Annotated in this window: 14 protein-coding genes and 1 pseudogene; 9 read left to right on the top strand and 6 right to left on the bottom strand. The window is 56.2% G+C overall.

The genetic code is table 11. The features are described from left to right. Window positions 1-167: 167 nt before the first annotated feature. From FD737_RS19865 to FD737_RS19855, 3 genes are read left to right on the top strand one after another with little or no spacing between them, the layout of a single operon-like run. Complete coding sequence (locus tag FD737_RS19865; RefSeq protein WP_202404616.1) at window positions 168-773, top strand: hypothetical protein; 606 nt, start codon at window positions 168-170, stop codon at window positions 771-773. Beyond that, the gene (locus FD737_RS19860; protein WP_097118827.1) at window positions 770-1,114 is read left to right on the top strand and encodes a cupin domain-containing protein; all 345 of its coding nucleotides are present in this window, start codon (window positions 770-772) and stop codon (window positions 1,112-1,114) included. Before FD737_RS19865 ends, FD737_RS19860 begins: the two co-directional genes overlap by 4 nt. A gap of 42 nt (window positions 1,115-1,156) precedes the next feature. Beyond that, a complete protein-coding gene (locus FD737_RS19855) occupies window positions 1,157-1,774 on the top strand; it encodes a class I SAM-dependent methyltransferase (protein WP_097118826.1) in 618 nt (205 codons plus the stop codon). Here the strand turns inward: FD737_RS19855 and FD737_RS19850 are convergent. The 3 genes and pseudogenes from FD737_RS19850 to FD737_RS19840 all read right to left on the bottom strand — a co-directional run. Next, a pseudogene (locus FD737_RS19850) lies at window positions 1,771-1,923 on the bottom strand (transcriptional regulator); the annotation flags it as partial. The gene FD737_RS19855 and the pseudogene FD737_RS19850 overlap by 4 nt on opposite strands. Continuing rightward, the gene (locus FD737_RS19845; RefSeq protein WP_160834361.1) at window positions 1,923-3,824 is read right to left on the bottom strand and encodes an acyltransferase family protein; all 1,902 of its coding nucleotides are present in this window, start codon (window positions 3,822-3,824) and stop codon (window positions 1,923-1,925) included. The gene FD737_RS19845 and the pseudogene FD737_RS19850, both read right to left, overlap by 1 nt. Before the next feature lie 290 nt (window positions 3,825-4,114). Then, the gene (locus tag FD737_RS19840; RefSeq protein ID WP_160834360.1) at window positions 4,115-5,017 is read right to left on the bottom strand and encodes a lipid kinase; all 903 of its coding nucleotides are present in this window, start codon (window positions 5,015-5,017) and stop codon (window positions 4,115-4,117) included. 218 nt (window positions 5,018-5,235) lie between these two features. On the opposite strand from FD737_RS19840, the gene FD737_RS19835 reads away from it, so the two are divergent. Together FD737_RS19835 and FD737_RS19830 are read left to right on the top strand one after the other, a co-directional pair. Further along, the gene (locus tag FD737_RS19835) at window positions 5,236-5,985 is read left to right on the top strand and encodes a YoaK family protein (protein WP_097118823.1); all 750 of its coding nucleotides are present in this window, start codon (window positions 5,236-5,238) and stop codon (window positions 5,983-5,985) included. A 75-nt stretch (window positions 5,986-6,060) separates the two neighbouring features. Next, window positions 6,061-6,690: a LysE family translocator gene (locus tag FD737_RS19830; protein ID WP_160834359.1), complete on the top strand. Its 630-nt coding sequence runs from the start codon at window positions 6,061-6,063 to the stop codon at window positions 6,688-6,690. Between the two features lie 38 nt (window positions 6,691-6,728). Here FD737_RS19830 and FD737_RS19825 read toward each other — a convergent pair whose 3' ends face one another. Together FD737_RS19825 and FD737_RS19820 are read right to left on the bottom strand one after the other, a co-directional pair. Beyond that, a complete protein-coding gene (locus tag FD737_RS19825; protein WP_097118821.1) occupies window positions 6,729-7,187 on the bottom strand; it encodes a hypothetical protein in 459 nt (152 codons plus the stop codon). A 185-nt stretch (window positions 7,188-7,372) separates the two neighbouring features. Continuing rightward, window positions 7,373-9,562, bottom strand: coding sequence for a TonB-dependent siderophore receptor (locus FD737_RS19820; protein WP_160834358.1), 2,190 nt, complete (start codon window positions 9,560-9,562; stop codon window positions 7,373-7,375). A gap of 276 nt (window positions 9,563-9,838) precedes the next feature. On the opposite strand from FD737_RS19820, the gene fes reads away from it, so the two are divergent. From fes to entS, 4 genes are all read left to right on the top strand, one after another. Next, on the top strand, window positions 9,839-11,194 hold the full coding sequence (gene fes / locus FD737_RS19815) for an enterochelin esterase (RefSeq protein WP_160834357.1): 1,356 nt from the start codon (window positions 9,839-9,841) through the stop codon (window positions 11,192-11,194). Then, window positions 11,187-11,408: an MbtH family protein gene (locus FD737_RS19810; RefSeq protein WP_034830344.1), complete on the top strand. Its 222-nt coding sequence runs from the start codon at window positions 11,187-11,189 to the stop codon at window positions 11,406-11,408. The genes fes and FD737_RS19810 overlap by 8 nt, the downstream gene beginning before the upstream one ends. A 53-nt stretch (window positions 11,409-11,461) precedes the next feature. After that, entirely contained in the window at window positions 11,462-19,846 is an 8,385-nt protein-coding gene (locus FD737_RS19805) for a non-ribosomal peptide synthetase (RefSeq protein ID WP_160834356.1), read from the top strand. 70 nt (window positions 19,847-19,916) lie between these two features. Then, window positions 19,917-21,173, top strand: coding sequence for an enterobactin transporter EntS (gene entS, locus FD737_RS19800; protein WP_160834355.1), 1,257 nt, complete (start codon window positions 19,917-19,919; stop codon window positions 21,171-21,173). Between the two features lie 43 nt (window positions 21,174-21,216). Here the strand turns inward: entS and fepB are convergent, their stop codons facing one another. Beyond that, complete coding sequence (gene fepB, locus FD737_RS19795; protein WP_160834354.1) at window positions 21,217-22,176, bottom strand: Fe2+-enterobactin ABC transporter substrate-binding protein; 960 nt, start codon at window positions 22,174-22,176, stop codon at window positions 21,217-21,219. Window positions 22,177-22,367: the final 191 nt, after the last annotated feature.

Below are 22,367 nucleotides of genomic sequence, written 5' to 3'. Positions count from 1 at the left end.
AAATGCGCCACCGGGCGCATTTTCATCCTTAGGATGACCCGCTACAGAGCCCCCTTCCCCTGAGAGTGAGCATTCCATTCTTTAATTTCGCAGACGACCTGATTATGTTAATAAACATATACCGCATCCAACGGGCTATGCATTAACACCCCAAAACGAGGTTAAGGATGATTTCACTGGGTTTTGTGTCAAAGAAAATGCTGACTAGTTGGGGTGACGTTCCGCCCTACCTGCCTGATTTCCAGTTCCACGAAAAACACAGTGCGGTAATCCAAACCACCAGCCCGGAAAAGATCATGCCGCTTATCAAGGGCTTCGATCTCGAGCAGGATGCGGTGATCCGGGCATTGATGTCGATACGACAGTTGCCGCGTAAACTGCAAAGAAAGGCCCCTGTATGCCAGGATGATCAATTCGGTCTGCAAACCTTCACGCTTCTTCACGCCTCTGCTTTAGAACTTTGCTATGGGTTAAGAGGCGAGTTTTGGCGTGCCGACTTTGGCCTGGAAAAGATTTCAGACGCTGAAGAGTATCAGCAGCCTGCGCGGCCGGGTGCTGCAAAGCTGTTGCTGCGCTATCAAGTTAATATCATTAATGGCAGCCAGTCCGAACTTATTACGGAAACGTTCATCCACTGCCCCGACAAAGCCTCTCATTTTAAGATGGCAGCTTATTGGCTGGCGATCAGAGCGGGAAGTGGGTTGATTCGACGCAGAACGTTGAGCGCCGTTAAGCGGGAGTTAGAAAAATATTCAGATAAGGAAACGAGATGATTTCGCAAGAGAATGCTGAGCATTATGTCTGGGGTGATAACTGCGACGGTTGGTATTTAGTCAATCGTCAGGACATGTTGATTATTCATGAGAAAATGCCTCCTGGCACCTGTGAAACACGTCACTTTCACTCCGTATCCAGACAATTCTTTTTCGTTCTGCAGGGCGTCCTGACGATGGAACTGGAAGGTGAGAAACACGACATCATGGCCCAGCAGGGACTGGAAATCGCCCCAGGTGCAAAGCATCAGGCCAGGAACGATAGTGAATCTCCAGTGGAATTTCTTGTTATCTCCCATCCAACGCCACGAGGGGACCGTACTGATCTTTCAGCATGCTGAGTTTCAACGATAATGAACCCTCAACCCCAATGAAGGCAGGCCATGAATCACGAAAAAGAAGCTGACCATATTATTGACCTGTATCGGGAAGGTGCCGAAGTCTGGGATAACCATCGCATTAAGCACTTTATTGAGCAGCACTGGTTGGCGCGTTTTCTGGATCTGATTCCCGCTGGCGGTGAGATCCTGGATGTGGGCTGCGGCGCGGGTATTCCTATTGCGCAGCACTTTTTGCAGCAGCAATTCAAGGTCACTGGGGTGGATGCTTCCGAGCCGATGATTGCCCGCTGTCGGGAAAGGTTCCCACAGGCGCAATGGCATATTGCCGACATGCGCACGCTGGCACTCGCGAAGGCTTTCAACGGCATCATCGCATGGGACAGCTTCTTCCACCTGACGCGCGATCATCAACGCGCGATGTTTCCACGTTTTGCTCAGCATGCCCAGAACGGCGCGGCATTGATGTTCACCAGCGGGCACGGCGACGGCGAAGCAATGGGCACTTTCCTTGAACGCCCGCTCTATCATGCCAGTCTGGATCACGATGAATTCCGCCAACTGCTGTCGGATAACAGTTTCAGCGTGGTTAATCAGGTCACCGAAGATGCCACCTGCGGTGGCAGGACGGTGTGGCTGGCTCAGAAAAACAAAACTGCTTAAAGCGCAAAATCGACGTGCTGGCCGCCAGGCATATTTACGCCAATCGTTAATTGCCCGCCCAGCGCCTCAACATAACGCTTTAAAGTGGCAATTTTCAGATCTTCGCCGCGCGCTTCAATTGCTGCAACCGACGGTTGAGCGATTCTCATCACCGCCCCTCAATCATCCCCCACATCCCTGCAAACACCCCGCTCAGACTTTTGTTTCCCACTTCCGAAAAGTGGTTATCGTCGCGATACAGCGGCACATTCTCACTGGCTCCGTAGCAGTAACGGCTGTCACACAATCCCTGCGTGGCATCCAGCAAGGTGATGTTAGGTGAGAGCGCCACGATCTTGTTGAGCATTGCCAGCGCGTCCTGATGACGTAATTGATACTCAGCGCGAGATTGCTGAATGGTCAGCACTTTGCCGCGCATCGCATCGCGTGACATGCGATAAATCACGTCATAACCGAATTCCGGCACCGGCGTCATGATAAAGACGCGATGATGGCTGGCGAGCTGTTTCACTGCGGCGCCAAAATGCTGTTGGTAGGCGGCAACAGAACTGCCGTCCTGCCTGAAGCTATAGGTCGGTGCGCTGCTGCCGCTGCCATATTCGCCGTGCAGATAAAACGACATGCGATTGATGATCAATACCGATGCGTTGGGGTATTTGCGTTCAATATCAGCCATTGCCGCTTTTACAAAGCCACCGCAATCAGGGCTGGCGCTGCGTTGAATATCCGGCACTGAAGGACAGCCAGACTGTGCGATGAACACCACGCCATCCTGCGTTCCCGCGCTGGCCACAATCGAGGACAACATGGCGGCGGCGTGGCTATCACCCAGCACCACCAGATTCACCCTTCTGGCATCGCCAAATACGCACTGTGGTGATGTGATGCCGCTAAGTACAAAGCAATTTTTAGCCAGCGCAAAGCGTTGCTGTGAATAGTGATCGATTGAGGCCACCACGGCGGGCGGGCGCGAAGGGATTCCCGCCCTCGCAACGATCGTCACACCGAACAACATCACCACAGCAGCCTGTCCCAGCGCGATAAAGGTTTTCCGGCTGAACCAGCTTTGCCTGTTCTCAACCCAGACGTAAGAAGCCCAACCGGCAGCCAGTGACAGTAGGATCAGTAATACCTGGCTGACGAACGTGACCGGCCAGTCCGCCAGATGCCAGAACACCCACAAGGGCCAATGCCATAAATAGATCGAATAAGACGTTTTACCGATGTGCTGCATCACGCGATGATTTAACCACCGACTGTTCTGTACCCCCGCATGAAGGATCAGCGCGGTGAACATCACCGGTATCAACGTCATGATGCCGGGCCACGCGATATTCTCATCAAATATCAGCGCACACAAAATCAGCGCCAGAATACTCAGTGGTGGAACCCAGCCCTGCCCGCTCAGTCGTGTTTTAGGTGCCAGATAAACTAATCCGCCAACCAGCATTTCCCACGCGCGGGTGGGCAACAAATAATAGGTGGCGGTGAGATGATAATCAGCAGCAACCATCGCCAGCACCAGGCCAAACGACAACAGCGCCGCTATGCTCATCACCCAGGCAAATTGCTGGCGCAGGAAACGCGCGGTGAACATCAACGCCAAAGGTAATAACAAATAAAACTTCCACTCAACGCTTAACGACCAGGTATGCAGCAGCCATTTATATACCGATCCGGTATCAAAATAACCGCCCTGTTTGAAATAGACCACATTGTATATAAAGCTGAGGCTGGAGACCGCATGCTCCGCCATGCGTTGATACTCGTCTGGCGGCATCAGGAAATAACCCATCAACATTAATATTGCGCACAGCACCATTAATGGCGGGATAATTCGCCTGCAGCGCGCGGCATAGAAAGCCATCAGTGAAAATTTCTGATGATTAAGTCGCGAGAGAATAATTCCCGTCATTAAATAACCAGAAATAACAAAGAACACATCCACACCGAGGAATCCTCCGCTCACCAGGGGAAAACCAAAGTGGTAGAGGATGACTAACATAACCGCATAGGCACGCAGCCCGTTTATGTCAGAGCGGAAATTCATTGGGATGATCCCTGAAAGAGGTTTTCAGGATAATGTAAAGATTGTGATAAGGCGCGGCAATCGATGAAAGGTCTGTCATTTCATCGCCATCATACGAGAAATGGAACTGTGCACCCGATGATTTATCTCAAGGTGATCGAATGACACCTCGAATTATCATCAGGTTGTCAGAGGTAAAAAGAGGAACACCTTAACGAACTGATTATTAACTTAAATGAAATGAGTTCTGGATATTCAGAATAGTGGCACACTCTCATCAGCCGATATTAACGTTCCAGCATAGTGAATTGTTAAGGTTTATCTGGTGCTAATACCGAAATCGCCCCCTCAATTAAACGATAGTGCGCAGGCGTGCGGCCAATAATTTCCCCATCAGCATTAATGTCATGCGTACGCCGGGTGTGCAGGCTAAATTGAGTGCCGCTCAGCGTACGCACGCTGCCCCAGCGACCATGCGTGCCACGGCGCAAGGAAGGAAAAAGCGCCAGAATTTGCCACCAGTGGCGCACTTCGAGGCTATAAGCATCCAGACGACCATCATCGGGTGCAGCATCCTTCTCTATCGTCATCCCACCGCCGTAAAAACGGCCGTTGCCCACCGAAAACTGCACCGTTTTAATCGCTTCCTGCTGGCCATCATAATGCAGCATGGCGCTGAACGGACGGCTTTGCCGCAGCAGGCGTAAAGCCGCAAGCGCATAACCCGCTGTGCCCCACTTTTTCTTGGCTGCTGCGGTGAGATTTCGCGCAAGGCTGGCAGAAAACCCAACGCTGGACACGTTCAAAAACAGGTGACCGTTGACTTCACCCAGATCGATACGCCGCGTGTGCCCTGTGACGATGATGTTGATTGCTGCATCCACATTAAAAGGAATGCCTAATGTACGGGCAAAGTCATTGGCCGTGCCGAGCGGTAAAATGCCCAGCGGCAAGCGGGATTGCATCAGCCCTGGTGCCGCTGCATTCAGCGTGCCATCGCCGCCGCCGACAATCACCACATCCACCTGATGCTGATGCGCCAGAATCAATTCACTGTAACTGCGTTCATCATCTTCGTGCGGGGTAATCAGGGAATAGCCTGCTGCCGATAATTGCTGATGTGCCAGATCCGCCCACTGCGCACCGCGACGTGCCCGACGATTGACCAGCAGTAGCGCGCGCCGCTGCTCAGGTTGAGCACCAGAATGGGTCATTTCGATATTTCCCTGAAATTAAATGCATCAGGCCAAAGTAAACAGAGATAACGCAACTGGCAATCTTCCTTAGATATCTTTACACCCATAATAAGATTTATCTATATCTGAAAGTTATTAAGATCCCCTTAAGATTTTTGTGCTTCACTTATTCACTGGCGAACACCAGATTTGACGCATTGCGTTATCACAATACTCTCAATGAGCAAGGGTGAATTATGCTGATAAAACTGAAGCGCACCAGAACACACGTTGAAGATCGTAATCTCGCCCTGTGCCTGGCCACATCAGCGGGATTATTGAACGCCATGGCGTTAGCCGCTTTTGGCTTTTTCCCCTCGCACATGTCCGGCAACATCGCACAAATATCCAGCGATTTGAATGAGATGGATATACGTAATCTTAAAGTCTTCATTGCCATGATTGGTGCCTTTGTCACCGGTGCGGTGGTGGCAAGGATTTCGGTGGTGCTTGGCGTAATTAATGGGCTACGCACCATATTTAGCTGCATTCTATTGGTTGAAGGCGTGTTATTAATATTGACGTCGCTGTTCGAGATCTATTATTTCTCATCGAATAATAACGCAGAAATATTATTACTACTGGCATTTTTAATGGGTGTGCACAATTCCACCTCGACGCAACTTTCGAACGGCCGCGTACGATCGACCCATATTACCGGCACACTAACCGATGCAGGTATCTCTATCGGTTCGGTATTTGTTGCATTATTACGCCGCGATCCCTCCAAAAACATCCGTGCCTTTAAACAGCAGCTGAATACCCATCTGGTGACCATTTTCTCCTTCCTGACCGGTGGAATTGTCGGTCTACTGATCTTTAATGCGTTAGGCTTCGGATCGCTGATTGGCCCCGGATTGATTCTGGTGGTGATTGCCACGCTTTCGATCATTTTCACGCTTTATAAAGTGAAGCGTCGCGGTTACGCCAAAGCGATTCCTTCTTAAGACGGAATCAGCAGTAGTCATTCTGCGATGCTGGCGATATAACAAAAGCAGGACAATCTCATCGCAGAGGACGACATGGCGCTTTCACACGAATTGATTTTAATCTACACCACCTATTTTGTTGCCACCGCCAGCCCTGGCCCGAGCAATATGGCGATCATGGGCACGGCGATGAAGAAAGGACGCGGTGCCGCACTGGCGCTGGCAAGTGGTGTGATCAGCGGTTCGATGATGTGGGCGCTGCTGGCAGCCTGCGGCGTGTTAACCGTACTGGCAACCTTTGCTCAGCTGTTGATAGTGCTGAAAATCGGCGGTGGCTTATATCTGCTGTGGCTGGCCTTTAAGGCGGGAAAATCCGCGTTACGCCGTCCCGATGCGAATGAATTCAGCGCCAACGGCGATAAAGTCGCCTTTGCCAGGCTGTTTCGTCAGGGGATTTTGATGCACGTCGGTAATCCCAAGGCGATTTTGACCTGGGTGGCGATCATGTCGGTAGCACTGAAACCGGATGCAGCGACTTCAACCTTACCGATGATCATCGCCGGTTGTGCCACAATCTGCGTGCTGGTGTTTTGCGGCTATGCCGTGCTGTTCTCCACTGCGGTGATGGCGGCATTTTATCGCCGTATCCGCCGTGGGCTGGATGCGCTGCTGGCCTGCTGCTTCGCCGTTGCGGGATTGAAACTGGTGTTTAGCCGGAATTAAACGGGGGCGGTGCTGGCAAGCGCAGCACCGCTTGCAAATCAGGAGTTGTTTGGCGCAGCGGCCTGGGTTTCGCTAAAGGTCGGCTTCTGACGCGTCACCGAATAAACCACGTTCTTTGGGCCTTTGGTGTCGGTGGTCACATCCACCGATGCGATGGTCACCTTGCCAAAACCAAACAGCGTCTGCACGTAACCACCGACCTGGTGTTTGCCTTCACTGACGCGGATCTCTTTATTCTCGCCTTTTTGCAGCAGCCCGGCATCCTGACCATCTACCGTCACGTAAACGGAAGACCCGTCATCGGTACGCGTGATCAGATGAGAAACGTTGATCACGGTCGGGCCGCTATCAAACTGGGAAGGAATGTTGTCATTCTCGATGGGCGCCGCTGCTGGAGCGTCAGCTTGCGCGGTAGCGTTGCTGTCTGCGGCGTGACGTGCACAACCGGTAAGCATGAGTGCGGCCGTCAGAGCGGCCAAAGTGAAACGCGAAAACATCGTGACGAAAAACCTTTTGCTAAATGAGAAGCGATCATTTTAGCGTGCCTCGCGGAGTGATGACAGTCACACAAATCCAGTATTATCCGAAAACCTGTCTCCAGGTGTTTCATCTGCAGGAACACAGCACGGAATGCAAATGGATAAAACCAGGGCACCCGCAAGGACGCCCTGCCTTATCACGCTTACCAGCTGTAGCTGACAGACGCCACAATCGAACGACCGCTGCCGTAGAAGCACGCGCTGGTGTTGCTGCAGGAGGCAACATAGTGCTTGTCGGCCACGTTGTTCACGTTCAGCTGCAGCGTGGTGCCACGCAGTGAATTCGCCGCTTCGCCCAGCTCATATTTCGCCATCACGTCATACAACGTGTAGTGTGGAACCTTGTCCTGACCGATGGAATCCGCCCAGGCCGTGCCGGTGTAACGCACGCCGCTACCGAGCGTCAGTCCGTTCAGCGCACCATCAAGGAAGCTGTAGCTACCCCAGGCAGATGCGGCATGACGCGGAATGCTGGAAGGCGTTTTGCCAACCTGCGCCGCGGTGTTGCTCTCTTTGGTTTCTGCATCGGTAAAGGTATAAGCCGCCATCACCTTAATTTCGGGGGTAATTTGCGCGTGCGCTTCCGTCTCGATACCTTTGGACTTCACCTTACCGATCTGCTCGTTGTAACCCAGTTCGCTGTTGTAAGAGGTGATGTTTTTCTGCGTGATATCAAACGCGGAAACGGTGAACACTGCATCCCAACCCACTGGCTGAAATTTGATACCGATCTCCGTCTGTTCACCCGTAGTCGGTGCGAACGGATCGCTACCCGGCGCCCCGGTGCTCAGGTTCGGTTCGAACGAGGTGCTGTAGCTGATATACGGCGACAGGCCATTATCGAAGGCGTACAACAGACCGGCACGGCCGGTGAACTTGCTGTCATTTTGCTGGGTGGAGGTGTTCTCAATGCGATCCTGCGTGCGCACTTCTGACCAGTCCTGGCGACCGGACAGCAGCAGATTCCATTGATTCCATTCCAGCTGATCCTGCAAATACACGCCAACCTGATCGAGCTTTTTGCGCGTGCTGGTGTTCAACGCCAGATCGCTCTCATTGATCGTCACGCTGGTCGGATTCGCCCAGTCGAGAATGTACTGATCACCGCTGTCGCGCCACAGTTTGTTATCGACATCGCTCCATTTGTAATCCAGCCCGCCCAGCACGGTATGCGCAACGTTGCCAGTATCGAAGGTCGCTTTCACCTGGTTATCAATACCCAGTTCTTTGGACTTAATTTTGTCATGCTGCGGGCGACGGTTGATCTGATGGTCACTGCCATCCACATCGAAGGTATAGACCAGGTATTTGTACGACTCATCCATGTTGCTGTAACGCATATTCTGCGTGAAGCTGATGTTGTCGTTGAAGTTGTGCTCGAAGATGTAGCCAACCGAAGTCTGCTCGCGTTTCGCTTCGTTAAAGCTCGGATCGCTGACGTTGAAATCGTAAGGAATGTAGCCCGCGCTGGTGTTAAACAGCGTGCCGTTGGCAGGCAGGAAGTTACGATATCCGGCCTTTGGCTCGTTTTGATACATGGTCAGCAAGGTGAAACTGGTGTCCGCGTTTGGCAGCCAGGTCAGCGCGGGGGCAATCGCCATGCGCTGCTGTTTGTTATCTTTCACGAACTCATGTTTGGTGCTGGCAATACCGTTCAGACGATAAAACAGCGTGTTGTCGTCATTCAGTTTGCCGCCGAAATCAAACGCCGCTTCGCCCAGATGCTGATTACCGGTGCTGAGCTGAACTTTATGAATGCTCTGCGCGGTTGGGCGCTTGCTGGTCATCGCGATGACACCGCCGGGGTTCACCTGGCCGTACAACACCGATGCCGGGCCATGAATCATCTCCACACGCTCCAGCAACCATAGGTCGATCTGTCCTGCCGCGCCAGCCTGGCCGGATAAGCCATAGCTCAAGCCATCGAGGAATTTCGGTGCATAGCGGAAACCACGCGCGATGATTTCATCGTTACGGTTCGAGTTGCCACGGTAGTTGGTCAGCACGCCGCTGGTGTAGCTCAGAGCATCCGCTACCGACGGCGCTGCCTGATCGTCCATCTGCTCACGCGTAATCACCGAAATCGATTGCGGGGTTTTACGCAGTGGCGTTGAGGTTTTGGTACCTGCAGCGCTCTCTTTCGCCACATAGCCTTGCAGTGGAGACGTCACGCTTTCACGCGCATCTGCATTCACGGTGATGGTCTCTTCTGCCGCGACGCTGAAAGTGGCAGGCGCCACCAGCAGAATTGAGGCCAGTGACAGGTGGAGACGGGAGAATCTGAACGGAAGTGCCACAGCAGGTATTGCTAAATTTTTTGCTTTAACGGACATAGTTGCCATCTCTATTTCAAACTGCCTTGTCGAAGAAATAATCCGTCCATTCCCCTCCACCCAACGGCGAAAGCTGTAACGGATTGAAATATAACTTCCTCTCGCAAAACGCGGCCCTAAATCCCCCTTAAAAGCCTATTTCAGAATAATCATCTGAAAAATAGGGGATTTATTCGGCGCAAAAATAATATTGCAAATGTAAATCGTTATCAATAGCATTTGCATTACGTTTGTAAATGTAAAGTCTTTGAAGAAAATGTGGAGAGAGATTGCAGGATGTTTCTCAGCGATGCAGAACAAATGACGCAAATCTGGTTGCCAACCGGAACAGTTACCCAGTGGTTACAGCAGGACGATCTCGGCAGCCATCGCTGGTGGGAACAGCTTCATCAGGCGGGTACGCCGGTGATTGAGCATGAGGCAGATGGCGAAACGCGCATGCATTTCTTCTGGCGCGATCCAGAAGGCCGTTCCGAGTTATCGTCTACCAAAAAGGTCTATATCGATATAAATGGCGTCACCGATCATCACAGCCAGGCGCCTGAATCCCTTGTTCGCGTCGGTCTTAGCGATGTCTGGCATTGGTCGACGCAGATCGAATCTGACTGGCGCGGCAGCTATAGCCTGATCCCGGTGACCGCTGAGCATTTGCCCCCGCTGTTCTGCGGCAGTGACGAAACCTGCCGGGTGCTGCAACGCAAATGGTGGATTTCGCTGATGCCACTGGCGATCCCCGACATGCTGAATCCTTCGCCCCCGTTTCTGAGCAGCCGCCGCTTTGCGCTGAGTAATGCGCATATGCCCGAGGCGCCTGATCAATCCGCCTGGCAACAGCTGGATGCCGGTTTAGCCGAAACCTGGCCGGATGGCCTGCAAACTTTGCAGTGGCACAGCGATCTGCTCAACGTCACGCGTCACGTCTGGCTTTACACCACCGGACAGACTGCGCAACCGGATCAGCGCCCGCTGGCGATTCTGCTGGATGGGCAGAATTGGGTATACGGACAGCCGATTTTCAGCGCCCTCGATCAGGTCACCGATGCCGGCGAACTGCCGCCTGCCTGCTGGTTGTTTATCGACGTAATCGATAGCCAGCATCGCGAGGTTGAGCTGCCCTGCAACGAAACCTTCTGGCAGGCGGTGCAACAGGAACTGTTGCCGCTGGCGCGCCAGCATGCCGCGTTCAGCAGCGATGGCTGCCGCACGCTGGTGGCGGGGCAAAGCTACGGTGGCCTCGCGGCGCTGTACGCCGGTCTGCATTGGCCGCAGCGTTTTGGCCGCATCCTCACGCAATCCGGCTCGTTCTGGTGGCCGCACCTGCAATACATCCGCGATTACGCTAACCGTGAACGGCACGCTCCGGGTCTGCTGTTGCAGCGCTTACAGGACAACGCCCTGCCCGCTGGCAAGTTGAAGATTTTCCAGGAAGTCGGCGATCGCGAGCAGGACATGTTGTTCGTGAATCAACAAATACGTCCCGCACTAGAAGCCGCTGGACATGAACTGTTTTTCCGCTGCTACGCCGGAGGGCACGACGCGCTGTGCTGGCGCGGCGGCTTGATCGACGGCTGCCGCTGGCTGCTGGCCGATCTTCTCTCTGACCCAACCTCAAAAGGTAACCACCATGTCTGAACAACAAAATCCGTTTGATAACGACGCGCTCGATTTTCTGGTGCTGATCAACGCGCGCCAACAGTACAGCCTGTGGCCCGCATTTGCTCAGGTGCCTGCGGGCTGGCAAAACGTGGCGGGTCCGCTGCCGCGTGCCGCAGCGATTGAGTACATCGAAACACACTGGCAGGACATGCGACCAGCGACGCAACAGACGTCGTCCAGCGCACATTGATTTTTCGCTTTTTAACTTTTCCTTTTTCGATTTTTTTAGACGGGAACATTCCTTTGGCATCGTTAATCACGCATTCACCTGCGTATCCTTTGGTGGCGGCTCAGCCCGGCATCTGGATCGCTGACGCTATTGCGCAGCAGCGCAATCAATTTACCGTGGCGCACTACAGCGTGCTGCACGGCGACATCAACCGCGCCGCCCTGGACAGCGCCATCCGCCAGACGATGGCGGAAGCCGATACCGTGCAGGCACGCTTTGGCCTCGATGAAAACGGGAATCCCGCGCAATGGTTTGGCGCGCAGGCACTGGTGCTGCCGGAGTGGCATGACTTCAGCCAGCGCGCGGACGCCACCGGTCAGGCGCATAAACTGATGCAGGCCGATCTGCGCGCCGAACTGGCGGCCAACGGTGATAAGCCGCTCTATCGCCACGTGTTAATGCGCGTGGGTGATGGCAGCTGGTGGTGGTATCAGCGATATCACCATCTGCTGCTTGATGGCTTCAGTTTCGAAGCGCTGACGCAGCGCGTGGCGGCCATCTATGCCGAACTGTGCCGTGGCGAAGAACCCTCACTTTCACCCTTCACGCCGTTTAGCGAGGTGATTGATGAGTATCAGCAGTGGGGAGTATCCCCGGCGTTTGCCCGTTCCGCCAGCCACTGGCAGACCTATGCGGCTGAACTACCCGAAACTTTAACGCTCTCCAGTGAAAGCGTAACGGATGCTGGCGATCGTCCGATCAGCTGCCACGTCGCGCTGCCGGAGTTGACAACGTTGCGCCAGCACGTGGCGTTCCAGGATTGCAGCGAAGGCGATATTGTCAGTGCCCTGCTGGTGGCTTATCTGGCGCGCATTAGCGGCAGCTCGCGCTTAGCGATTGGCTTTCCGTTTATGCGCCGCATGGGCTCAGCGGCACTGACGACTTTGGGGCCGGTGGTCAACGTGCTGCCGCTGATCTTCGACATCCCTCATCACACCGATTTAGCCGCGCTGCTGCAGCAGGTACAGGCGGAAATCCGCAAAGCACGCCGTCATCAGCGCTATGAAGCAGAGCAACTGCGTCGCGATCTGGGTTTGGTCGGCAGCAGCCAACAGCTTTACGGGCCGGTGATTAACGTCAAGGTCTACCATGATGATCTGCAATTCGATGGCATTCCGGCGGCGACCCACACCTTAGCCATGGGCCCGGTTGACGATATCGAGTTTGAAGTGGGCTTTCGTGATGGCGCATTGCAGTTAACGTTGGTGGCTAACCCTGCGCGCTACGACGCACAAATGTTACAGCGTCACGCAGACCGTATTCGTCATCTGCTCACGCAGTTCGCTGCACAACCCGAAGCCACTCTGGATACGCTTTCGATCATTGCTCCGGACGAACAGGCTGATTTACAGCGCTGGTCAACCGGCCCGAAAATCACCCCGCCAGCGGGGGCGACCACCATCGTGGATATGCTGCTGCAACGCACGGCACAAAGCGCTGACCTGACGGCAGTCGTCTGCGGCACACAGTCACTGACGTATCGCCAGCTGACCGACCGCGCCATGCAACTGGCACATGCCTTGATCGCGCGTGGCTTACAAGCAGACGACGTGGTGGCGATTGGGATTCCGCGCTCGGTGGATTCGCTGGTCGCCATCTTTGGTGTGCTGGCGAGCGGCGCGGCCTACATGCCGCTGGATCTTGACTACCCACGCGAACGTCTGGCACTGATGTGTGACGATGCGCAACCCGCATTATTGCTGACTCACTCCACGACACTGGCGCAGATGCCGGCCCTTCCCGCGCTGTGCATCGATCAGCTGGAGAGCGAACTGGCGGCACAGCCGACCAGCGTACCGAGCACTCTGCTGTGCGGCGACGATCTTGCCTATATGATTTACACCTCCGGATCCACCGGCCGGCCAAAAGGCGTGATGAGCACACATCAGGGATTACTGAATCTGTTCCTGTCACATCGCGAACATCTGTTTGGACCGGCGATTGACCGCTTCCACGCCAGCAACCCGCGCCGCATGCGCGCCGGTCATACCGCGTCGTTCTCATTCGACTCTTCGTGGGAACCGCTGTTCTGCATGCTGATGGGCTGCGAGCTGAATATCTTCGACGAAGAACTACGTCGCGATGCCTGGGGTTTGATTCAGCAGATGAACGCGGTGCCGGTCGATCTGCTGGACATCACGCCGTCATTCTTCTCTCAGATGATCGACAGCGGATTACTGGAAGCGGAAAACCACCGCCCTGCGTTTGTCATGATTGGCGGTGAAGCGGCCACGCCGACGTTGTGGAAACTGATGCAGCAACAGCATCAGATGGAAATCCACAATTACTACGGCCCGTCTGAGTACACCATTGATACCCTCGGTGCCAGCGTGCTGGCTTCTCCGCAGCCGGTGATTGGTCGCCCGGTGGGCAACAGCCAGGTTTATCTGCTCGACAGCCAGTTGCGTCCAGTGCCGATTGGCTGCACCGGCGAACTCTATATTTCCGGAACCGGCATCGCTCGCGGGTATCTGCGCCGCCCGGATCTGACAGCCGCCCGCTTTGTGGCTAACCCCTTCCGCGAAGGCGAGGTGATGTATCGCAGCGGCGATGTGATGCGCTGGCGTCAGGATGGTCAACTGGCGTTTATCGGACGCGTGGATCACCAGATCAAAGTGCGCGGTTTCCGCGTCGAACTCGGTGAAATTGAAAACGCGCTGGTGGCACTGCCCGAAGTCAGCACCGCAGTGGTGATTGCCGAAGTGATGGGCGCCACGCACCGTCTGATTGGCTACTGCTCGGTGCAGGATGATGCCTTGCGCGCCGATCCGCAAATCAGCAACCGCTTGCTGGCGCAGTTGGGTAGCCAGTTGCCGGACTATATGCTGCCAGCCGTGCTGATGGTGCTGGATGATCTACCACTGAATGTGAATGGCAAAATCGACCGCCAGGCACTGCCGAAACCCCATCAGGCTCAGCAACAGCAAAGCCGCGCGGCGCGCACCCCGCAGGAAGCGTTAATTTGCCAGGCGATGGCCAGCCTGCTCGGGCTGGAGAGCGTCGGCGCAGAAGATGACTTCTTCTCACTCGGTGGTGACAGTATTTCGGCAATGGGCCTCAGCACCGCCGCTCGCCGCGCTGGTTATATGCTTCGCCCACGTGACATTTTTGCCGAACGCACCGCCGCACGTATGGCGCAAGATCTCGCCCCTCTAACGCAACACACTCAACATGCCCGCATGTCGCAACAGGGCGCGATTGGTGGTCTGCCGATTCTGCACTGGTTCCATGCGCAGGCGGGCATTAACGCACGCTTCGCCCACGGCGTGCTGCTGTCGGTGCCGCCAGAGCTGCAACTCGCGCAGCTGGAAAAGCTGATTGAACAGCTTACCAACACGCATCCAGCCCTCAACGCCTTCACGCGTGATAAGCAGTTAGTGGTGGGCGAATCGCTCTCTGCGCGCCCTGCGCGTTGTCGTGTTATCGAAGTGTCAGCATATGACCAGGCCGCCGATCAGGCCTTCCGTGACGATGCAGCCCGCCTCGATCCGGCGACAGGATCATTGCTACAGGCAACCCTGCTTCAGACACAAGGGGCAAGCTGCGGATTGGTGTTAACGCTGCACCATCTGGTGGTGGATGGCGTGTCATGGCGAGTATTGCTGGATGAACTGCAACAGGCCGGTGATGCACTGCTAAGCGGTGCACCGATCACGTTGCCTGCCGAAGAGACCTCGCTGCATGACTGGTCCGCTACGCTGCTGGCTAACCTGGCATCACGCGCCAGCGAAATGCCGTTCTGGCAACGCATGCTGGAACAGCCGCTGCCGGCGCTGGGTGAGCGAGCCTTAACGGGTAACGAGCGTGTCTTGCATCAGCGAACCCTGCTGGATGTGGCCACCAGCTCTGCCTTGCTACATACCCTGCCGCAGCAATTCCGTGCCACCAGCGAAGAGTTACTGCTGACGCTGCTCTCACTGGCGCTGCGCAGCATGAACGGCAGTGCGTTACAACGCGTGACGCTGGAGTCACACGGCCGTGCCGAGTTGCACGATCATCAGGATCTGGCGCGCACGGTGGGCTGGCTGACAGCGGAGTTTCCTCTGCTGCTCGCCCTGCCTGCTTCGGCCGACCTCAATGACAGCGTGCGCGCGGTAAAATCCGCGCTGCGTGCCGTGCCGGATCGCGGCATCGGTTATGGCCAACTGCGCTGGCTGGATGCCCACCGTGGCATTACATTGGCGAAACTGGCCGCCGACCATGCGCCACAGGTGCTGTTCAATTATCTCGGCCGCTTCACTCAATCCGCCGGTCACTGGCAGCCTCAGCGGACCGCGCAGCAGTTCCGCGACACTTTTGCGGTGATTCAGGACGATGCCATGCCGTTACAGCACGCACTGGAACTCAACGTGTTTGTTGATGACCAGCAGCTGGCGCTGAACTGGAGCTGGGCGGAGGGCGTCTTGCATGCCGATCAGATTGAGCAACTGCATCAGGCCATCGCTCTGGGTGCGCAACAGCTTTACCACTTCGCAGAGCAACAGCCACAGCAGGCCGCCAACACGCTGGTCGCTGCGGAAATCAATCTTGAAGGCGTTGATGATGCGCTGCTGCAACGTTTGCGCGCACGTCACGGGGCCTTTAGCCACGTCTTGCCGCTGCTGCCGTTGCAGAAAGGATTACTGTTCCACGCGCAGACCAGTGGCGCGCAAGGCAGCTATAACTCACTGACGCGATTAACCCTCAGCGGTGATGTGTCGGTAGCATCGGTGCAGCAGGCGCTCAATCAGGTGTTGCAGCGCCATCCGCAGCTCGCCGCCAGGTTTGATAGCGAACTCAGTCTGCAACCCTTGCAGTTGCTGCCGGAAGGCGATCTGCATTGGCCGCTACAGGTGCTGGAAGTCGAGGATATTGACGCCACTGAACATCAGGCGCTGTCACAGGATCTGTTCCGGCAGCCGGTGATGTTGCAGGCGACGCTGATCCCGCATCGCCATGAAGCACGCTGGACGCTGCTGCTCAATGCGCATCATCTGGTGGTGGATGGCTGGTCAACGCCGGTGATTTTAAACGATTTACTTAGCGCATTGCGTCAACAGCCGCTGGCCGCCCAACGCACCCATTATGCCGACATCGTGCGCCAGCTTAGCCAGCGTGATGAGCATCAGGCTCGCCAGCAGTGGCAAGAATGTCTGCGCGACGTGCGGCCCACATTGCTATATCCCAATGCCGCCGAGAGTGCTGTTCAGGAAAAACGCATTACGCTGGACGCCTCGCTGGAGCGCGAACTCTATGCGCTGTGCCGCACTCGCGGATTGACCCTCAACACCGTGATGCAGGGCCTGTGGGGCATGATGTTGTCGATTGCCAGTGGTCAGCAGGACGTGATATTTGGCGCGCCGGTTTCAGGTCGTTTCGGCCAGATTGAAGGGATCGATCAACATGTCGGTCTGTTCAGTAACACGCTGCCGGTGCGCGTGCGGTTTGATACTCAACGCCCGTTGCTGGAGCAGTTAGCCGCGCACCAAAATCGTCAGATCCAGCTGATTGAGCAGGATTGCCTTGGACTGGCTGAAATCCAACAGCTGGCGGGTGCGGGTACGCTATTTGATACCCTGCTGGTGGTGGAGAACTATCCTGATAATCAGACATTACTCGACGCCAACGCGAAGGTGCGCTGCGACGCGATCCACAACCGCGGCTATACCCATTATCCGTTGACGCTGCTGGTGCTGCCGGGTGAACAGTTGACGCTATTAATGGAATACCGCGCTTGCGTCACCGATGCCGACCGTCTGGCTGAACGCCTGTTGCTGCTGTTACAGCAGCTGGTGACCACACCAGATCTGCCGTTAACGCAGTGGCGTTTGCAAACCCTCGCCGAGCAATCGCTGCTCGAGTGGGTCAATAACACCGGCGTGCAGCTGGAAAATGAAACCTTACAACAAGCCATCGCCCAGCAAGCCGCACGCACACCGGACGCGCTGGCGCTGTGTGATGTTGAGCATCAGCTCTGCTACCGCGAGATGCAGCGTCAGGCCACATTGCTGGCCGATCGACTGATCGAAGCGGGCGTGATGCCAGGCGATATCGTTGCCGTTGCCTTGCCGCGTTCGGTTCGTCTGAGTATTGCCCTTACCGCCATCTTGCAGGCAGGCGCAGCCTGGTTGCCACTGGATATTGGTTATCCCGATGAACGTCTGGCGTACATGGTGGACGATGCACGACCGTGGGTGGTGATCACCGAGTCGGCGCTGGAAAATCGTTTTGCTGACTTTGGCACGCTGATGATGTTTGATCGCCTTGCCAGCGCACAGACGGTAGCACGTCATCCATTGCCTAAACCCGACGCGCAGCGCCCGGCTTATGTGCTTTACACCTCAGGTTCCACCGGCAAGCCGAAAGGCGTGGTAGTCAATCAACGCGCCATCGTTAACCGCTTGCGCTGGATGCAGGCCAGCTATCCACTGCGCAGCGACGATGTGGTGTTGCAGAAAACGCCGTGCAGCTTTGATGTTTCGGTGTGGGAGTTCTTCTGGCCATTGATGACCGGCGCGCAGTTGATGATGGCGCCACCGGATGCCCATCGCGATCCACAGGCGCTGTGGCAGTTGATTGACGATTATCAGGTCACCACCCTGCACTTCGTTCCGTCGATGCTGGCCGCCTTTGTCGGGCATGTCAGTACGCACACCGATCGCGCCTGCGCTTCACTGCGCCGCGTATTTTGCAGCGGAGAAGCGCTGGCCTGCGATCTGGCGCGCAGCTATCAGCAGGTGATCGCCGCTCCGCTGCATAATCTGTACGGCCCGACCGAAGCCGCCGTGGATGTCACATGGCAACCCGCCAGCGGTAGCGCGCTCGAAGGCCTGAATGGCCCCGGCGTGCCGATTGGTCGTCCGGTGTGGAACACCCAACTGCATATCCTCGATAACCTGCTGCGCCCGGTGCCGGTCGGCGTGCCGGGCGATCTTTATCTCAGCGGCATCCAGCTGGCAGATGGCTATTTGCATCGCGCCGATCTTACCGCGCAGCGCTTTATTGCCGCTCCGTTTGCTGATGGCGAACGTATGTACCGAACCGGTGATATCGCCTGCTGGCGTGAGGATGGCGCCGTAGAGTATCTGGGGCGCAGCGACGATCAGTTAAAGATGCGCGGACAACGTATCGAACCGGGTGAAATTGAGCAGGCGTTGGTGGCATTGCCGGGCGTGGCGCAAGCAGTCGTGGCTGCGCGCAATTTGACACAACAGGCGGCGGCGGGCGTCGATAATCGCCAGCTGCTCGGCTGGCTGGTAGCACAACCTGGCGTGGTACTGGATATCGATCAAATTAAACAGCAGTTGAGCACCCGCCTGCCTGCCCATATGCAGCCGGTGAGCTATCTGCTGCTGGACGATTTGCCCCTCAGCGCCAACGGCAAACTGGATCGTAAAGCCCTGCCGATGCCGCAACGCAGCACGCAGGCTGGCCGTCTGCCGGAAACGCCTCACGAGCAGATGCTGGCAGAACTGTTCCAGCAGCTACTGGGATGTGAGCAGGTGTATGCCGACGACGATTTCTTCGCACTGGGCGGTCATTCACTGATGGCGATGCGACTGGCAGCAGAAATGCGCCGCCGTGTAGCGCAGCCGGTGAGTGTCGGACAGATCATCGCCGCACGCAGCGTGGAGAAACTGGCAGCGCTGTTATCAGGCGATGCCAGCGACAGCAGCGGCAACGGGGAACTGCTGCCACTGCGTGCCGGTCAGGGGCCGACGCTGTTCTGCATCCATCCGGCATCAGGGTTCGCCTGGCAGTACAGCGCGCTGCTGCACTATCTCGACGGCGATTTCCCGATTGTGGGGCTGCAATCACCGCGCCCGGCGGGTGTTATCGCAGCCTGTACAAGTCTAGAAGCCATGTGCGATCGCCATCTGGCTGTGATTCGCGAGCAGCAGCCGCATGGGCCTTATTTCCTGCTGGGCTACTCGTTGGGCGGCACGCTGGCACAAGGCATTGCGGCGCGCCTGCAGGCCAATGGCGAAAGCGTGGCCTTCCTTGGTCTGCTGGATACTTACCCGGCCGAAGGACAGGACTGGCGCACGCCCGATGCTGAAGAGGCGGAGCAGGAAGTGGCGCGGGAACAGGCCGAGTTTATGGCTGCTACTGAAGATGAGCGCGATTCCCTGTTACGTGCCGAGAAAGCCGCGATGTTTAGCACCATCGTCGCCAACTACAAGGACGCAGTCGCACGGCTGGCGGAAGCGCGTACGCCGCGTTATGCCGGTAAAGCCACGCTGTTTATGGCGGAGAAAACCCTGCCTGCCGACATGGATGTGCCGGCGACCTGGAAACCGTTTGTTTCAGACCTGGAAATCTGGCCGCTGGATTGCGAGCACGCTGACATTTTGTCTGCCACCTCGCTGAAAGTGCTGGGTCCGCTGATCAATCGTTTGTTATCTGAGAGTCGCTCATAACACCCGGCCTTTGGCCACTTAATGTGGGCGCACTGATGTGCGCCCCTGCTCGTTTTAACAATGGATATTTATGGCTAAGCCTTCAATTTTTCTTGATTTCAGCCTGCTGAAAAACAACGCCGCGTTTCGCGCTATCTTCTGCGCCCGCATGCTATCCGTATTTGCGCTGGGCATGCTGGCAGTGGGCGTGCCGATCCAGATTCAGGCCATGACCGGCTCGACCTTGCAGGTCGGCGTGGCCGTGATGCTGGATGGCATCGGCATGTTTATTGGCCTGCTGCTCGGGGGCGTGCTGGCGGATCGTTATGATCGCCGCAAGCTGATCCTGTTTGCGCGTGGCACCTGTGGTATCGGTTTTGTGTTGCTGAGCCTGAACGCCTTTAGTCCTGCCCCTTCATTGTGGGCGCTCTATTTCCTCGCCTTCTGGGACGGATTTTTTGGTGCGCTGGGCATGACAGCGCTGATGGCGGTAATTCCGTTAATCGTGGGACGCGAGCATCTGGCGGAAGCCGGTGCGCTGAGCATGTTAACCGTACGGCTGGGGGCGATACTGTCTCCGGCACTGGGTGGCATGATTATCGTGGCGGCGGGCGTCGGCTGGGCCTTTGCCGTGGCCGCCCTCGGCACCTTAGCGACGCTGATCCCGCTGGTGCGGTTGCCCGCGATGAAACCGGAGCAGCAGGAGCCTGAACACCCTTTGCGCGCGCTCGCCAGCGGCATTCAGTTTGTCTGCCGGCATAATGTGGTGGGTGCGGCCGTACTGGTCGGCTTGCTGCTCAGTATGGTGGGCGCGGTGCGCATCCTGTTCCCGGCACTGGCGCAAACGTGGCAGGTTGATGCTTCGGCGCTCGGGCTGATGTATTCCGCCGTGCCGCTGGGTGCGATGATCGGCGCATTCACCAGCGGCTGGGTGCGACAGTTGTCACGACCAGGCCTGGTGTTGCTGGTGAGTGCACTGGCTGCCTTTGGTTGCATCGCTTCTTTGGGGCTGTATAGCCAACTGATTCCGGCGTTGCTGGCATTGGTGGCTTATGGCTACAGCAATGCTATCGCTTCCCTGCTGCAATTTATTTTGATTCAGCACCACACGCCAGATGCCCTGTTGGGTCGGGTCAACAGCCTGGGTACCGCGCAGGATGTGAGTGGCGATTCGCTGGGTGCGCTGGGGCTGGGTGCATTAGCACGCATGCTGGCAGCACTCAACAGCGTGCTGTGGTTCGGCGGCGTGGCAGCAGGTTTACTGCTGCTGGTCGCGCTGGCCGCACGCGGTTTGCGCTCGGCACAGCTGCAGCAAGAACCACCGGCCACTGAGCAAGCCGCTGCTTAGTGCACAAACTGCCGTTCTAAACTGCTGAGTATATTGCTGCCGATTAGTGTACGAACTGCCGTTCAATGCTGCTGAGCATATTGCTGGCACTGTAGTAATCGAGGCGGAAGGTATCGTTGCCCATGGCAAAAATATCGTGATGCTGCACGGCGGGTAGATGTGCGAGGAAGGGATTCTTCGCCACCTGCGGCACCGTTTTTTCATCGGCGGCGAACAGCAACAGCGTATTGCCGGTGACGCCATCCGCCATGGTCTCGCCGTTGAGTTGGATGATGTCGTTGCGTTTGCCCATGCTGGTACTTCCCTGCAGGCTGGCAGGCGGCATCGCCAGCGTAAAGCCCAACGCTTTCAGTAACTCTCCCTGCGCCGAAGCCGGCGTCCACACATTCATGCCGCGCCCATCTTCGTAATAAACAATCGCCGAGGTCGGCTGCGGCGGCAGGGTAATTCTGCTGCGCAGTGTCTCGACGCGTTGGTCAAACTGCGCGATTGCCTGTTTCGCCTCCGCTGCGTGACCGGTGATGTGACCCAACTGCAATGCCAGCGCCTGCCAGCTCTTATCACCGTAATCAACCACCAGCACGGGCGCGATGGTTTTCAGCTGATCGTAGAGTTTCAGCGCGGAATCGCCGCCGGTGGCAGCTATAACGATCAGATCGGGTGCTTCGGCGGCAATCGCCTCCGCGTTGGGTTGGCTGACGTACAGCGGCTTGACGTGACGGGCTTTAGCGACCTCTCCCCATTGGGTAAAGAAGCCCTGGGCATCGGACACGCTGCTATTGCGACTGGTGGCGCCAGACCCAATCAGCGGCGCGTTAATCGCCAGCAAGGTGCCGCTTAAGGTCACGCTGGTAGAAACAATGCGCTGCGGTGGCTGCTGTAAGGTGAACGGCCCTTGCGGAGTGGGTATGGTGCGAGGCCAGCTGGCTGAGGCCTCAGCGGCGGCCGCATAGTTGAACAGGGAGCAGAGGCAAAGCAGTAACGCCAGAACGGGCAAACGCATCAGGTTATCCATTACTTGATAATTGAGAATGGATATCATTATCAAAATCAGGATGGGGTGCAAGCGGATTTGCTGGCGTGGGGCTGATGACGGGTGGCGAGGAGTGGTTGGTGGTTGGTGGTTGGTGGTTGGTGAATGGTGGTTGGTGGTTGGTGAAATTTGATGCTGAAGTACGGATGAAGATTGAGGGG

Source organism: Pantoea sp. Seng, assembly GCF_009829935.1.
GTDB lineage: Bacteria > Pseudomonadota > Gammaproteobacteria > Enterobacterales > Enterobacteriaceae > Pantoea > Pantoea communis.
Note: the sequence above shows the minus strand (reverse complement) of the source record. Positions and strands in the feature narration are given on the sequence as shown.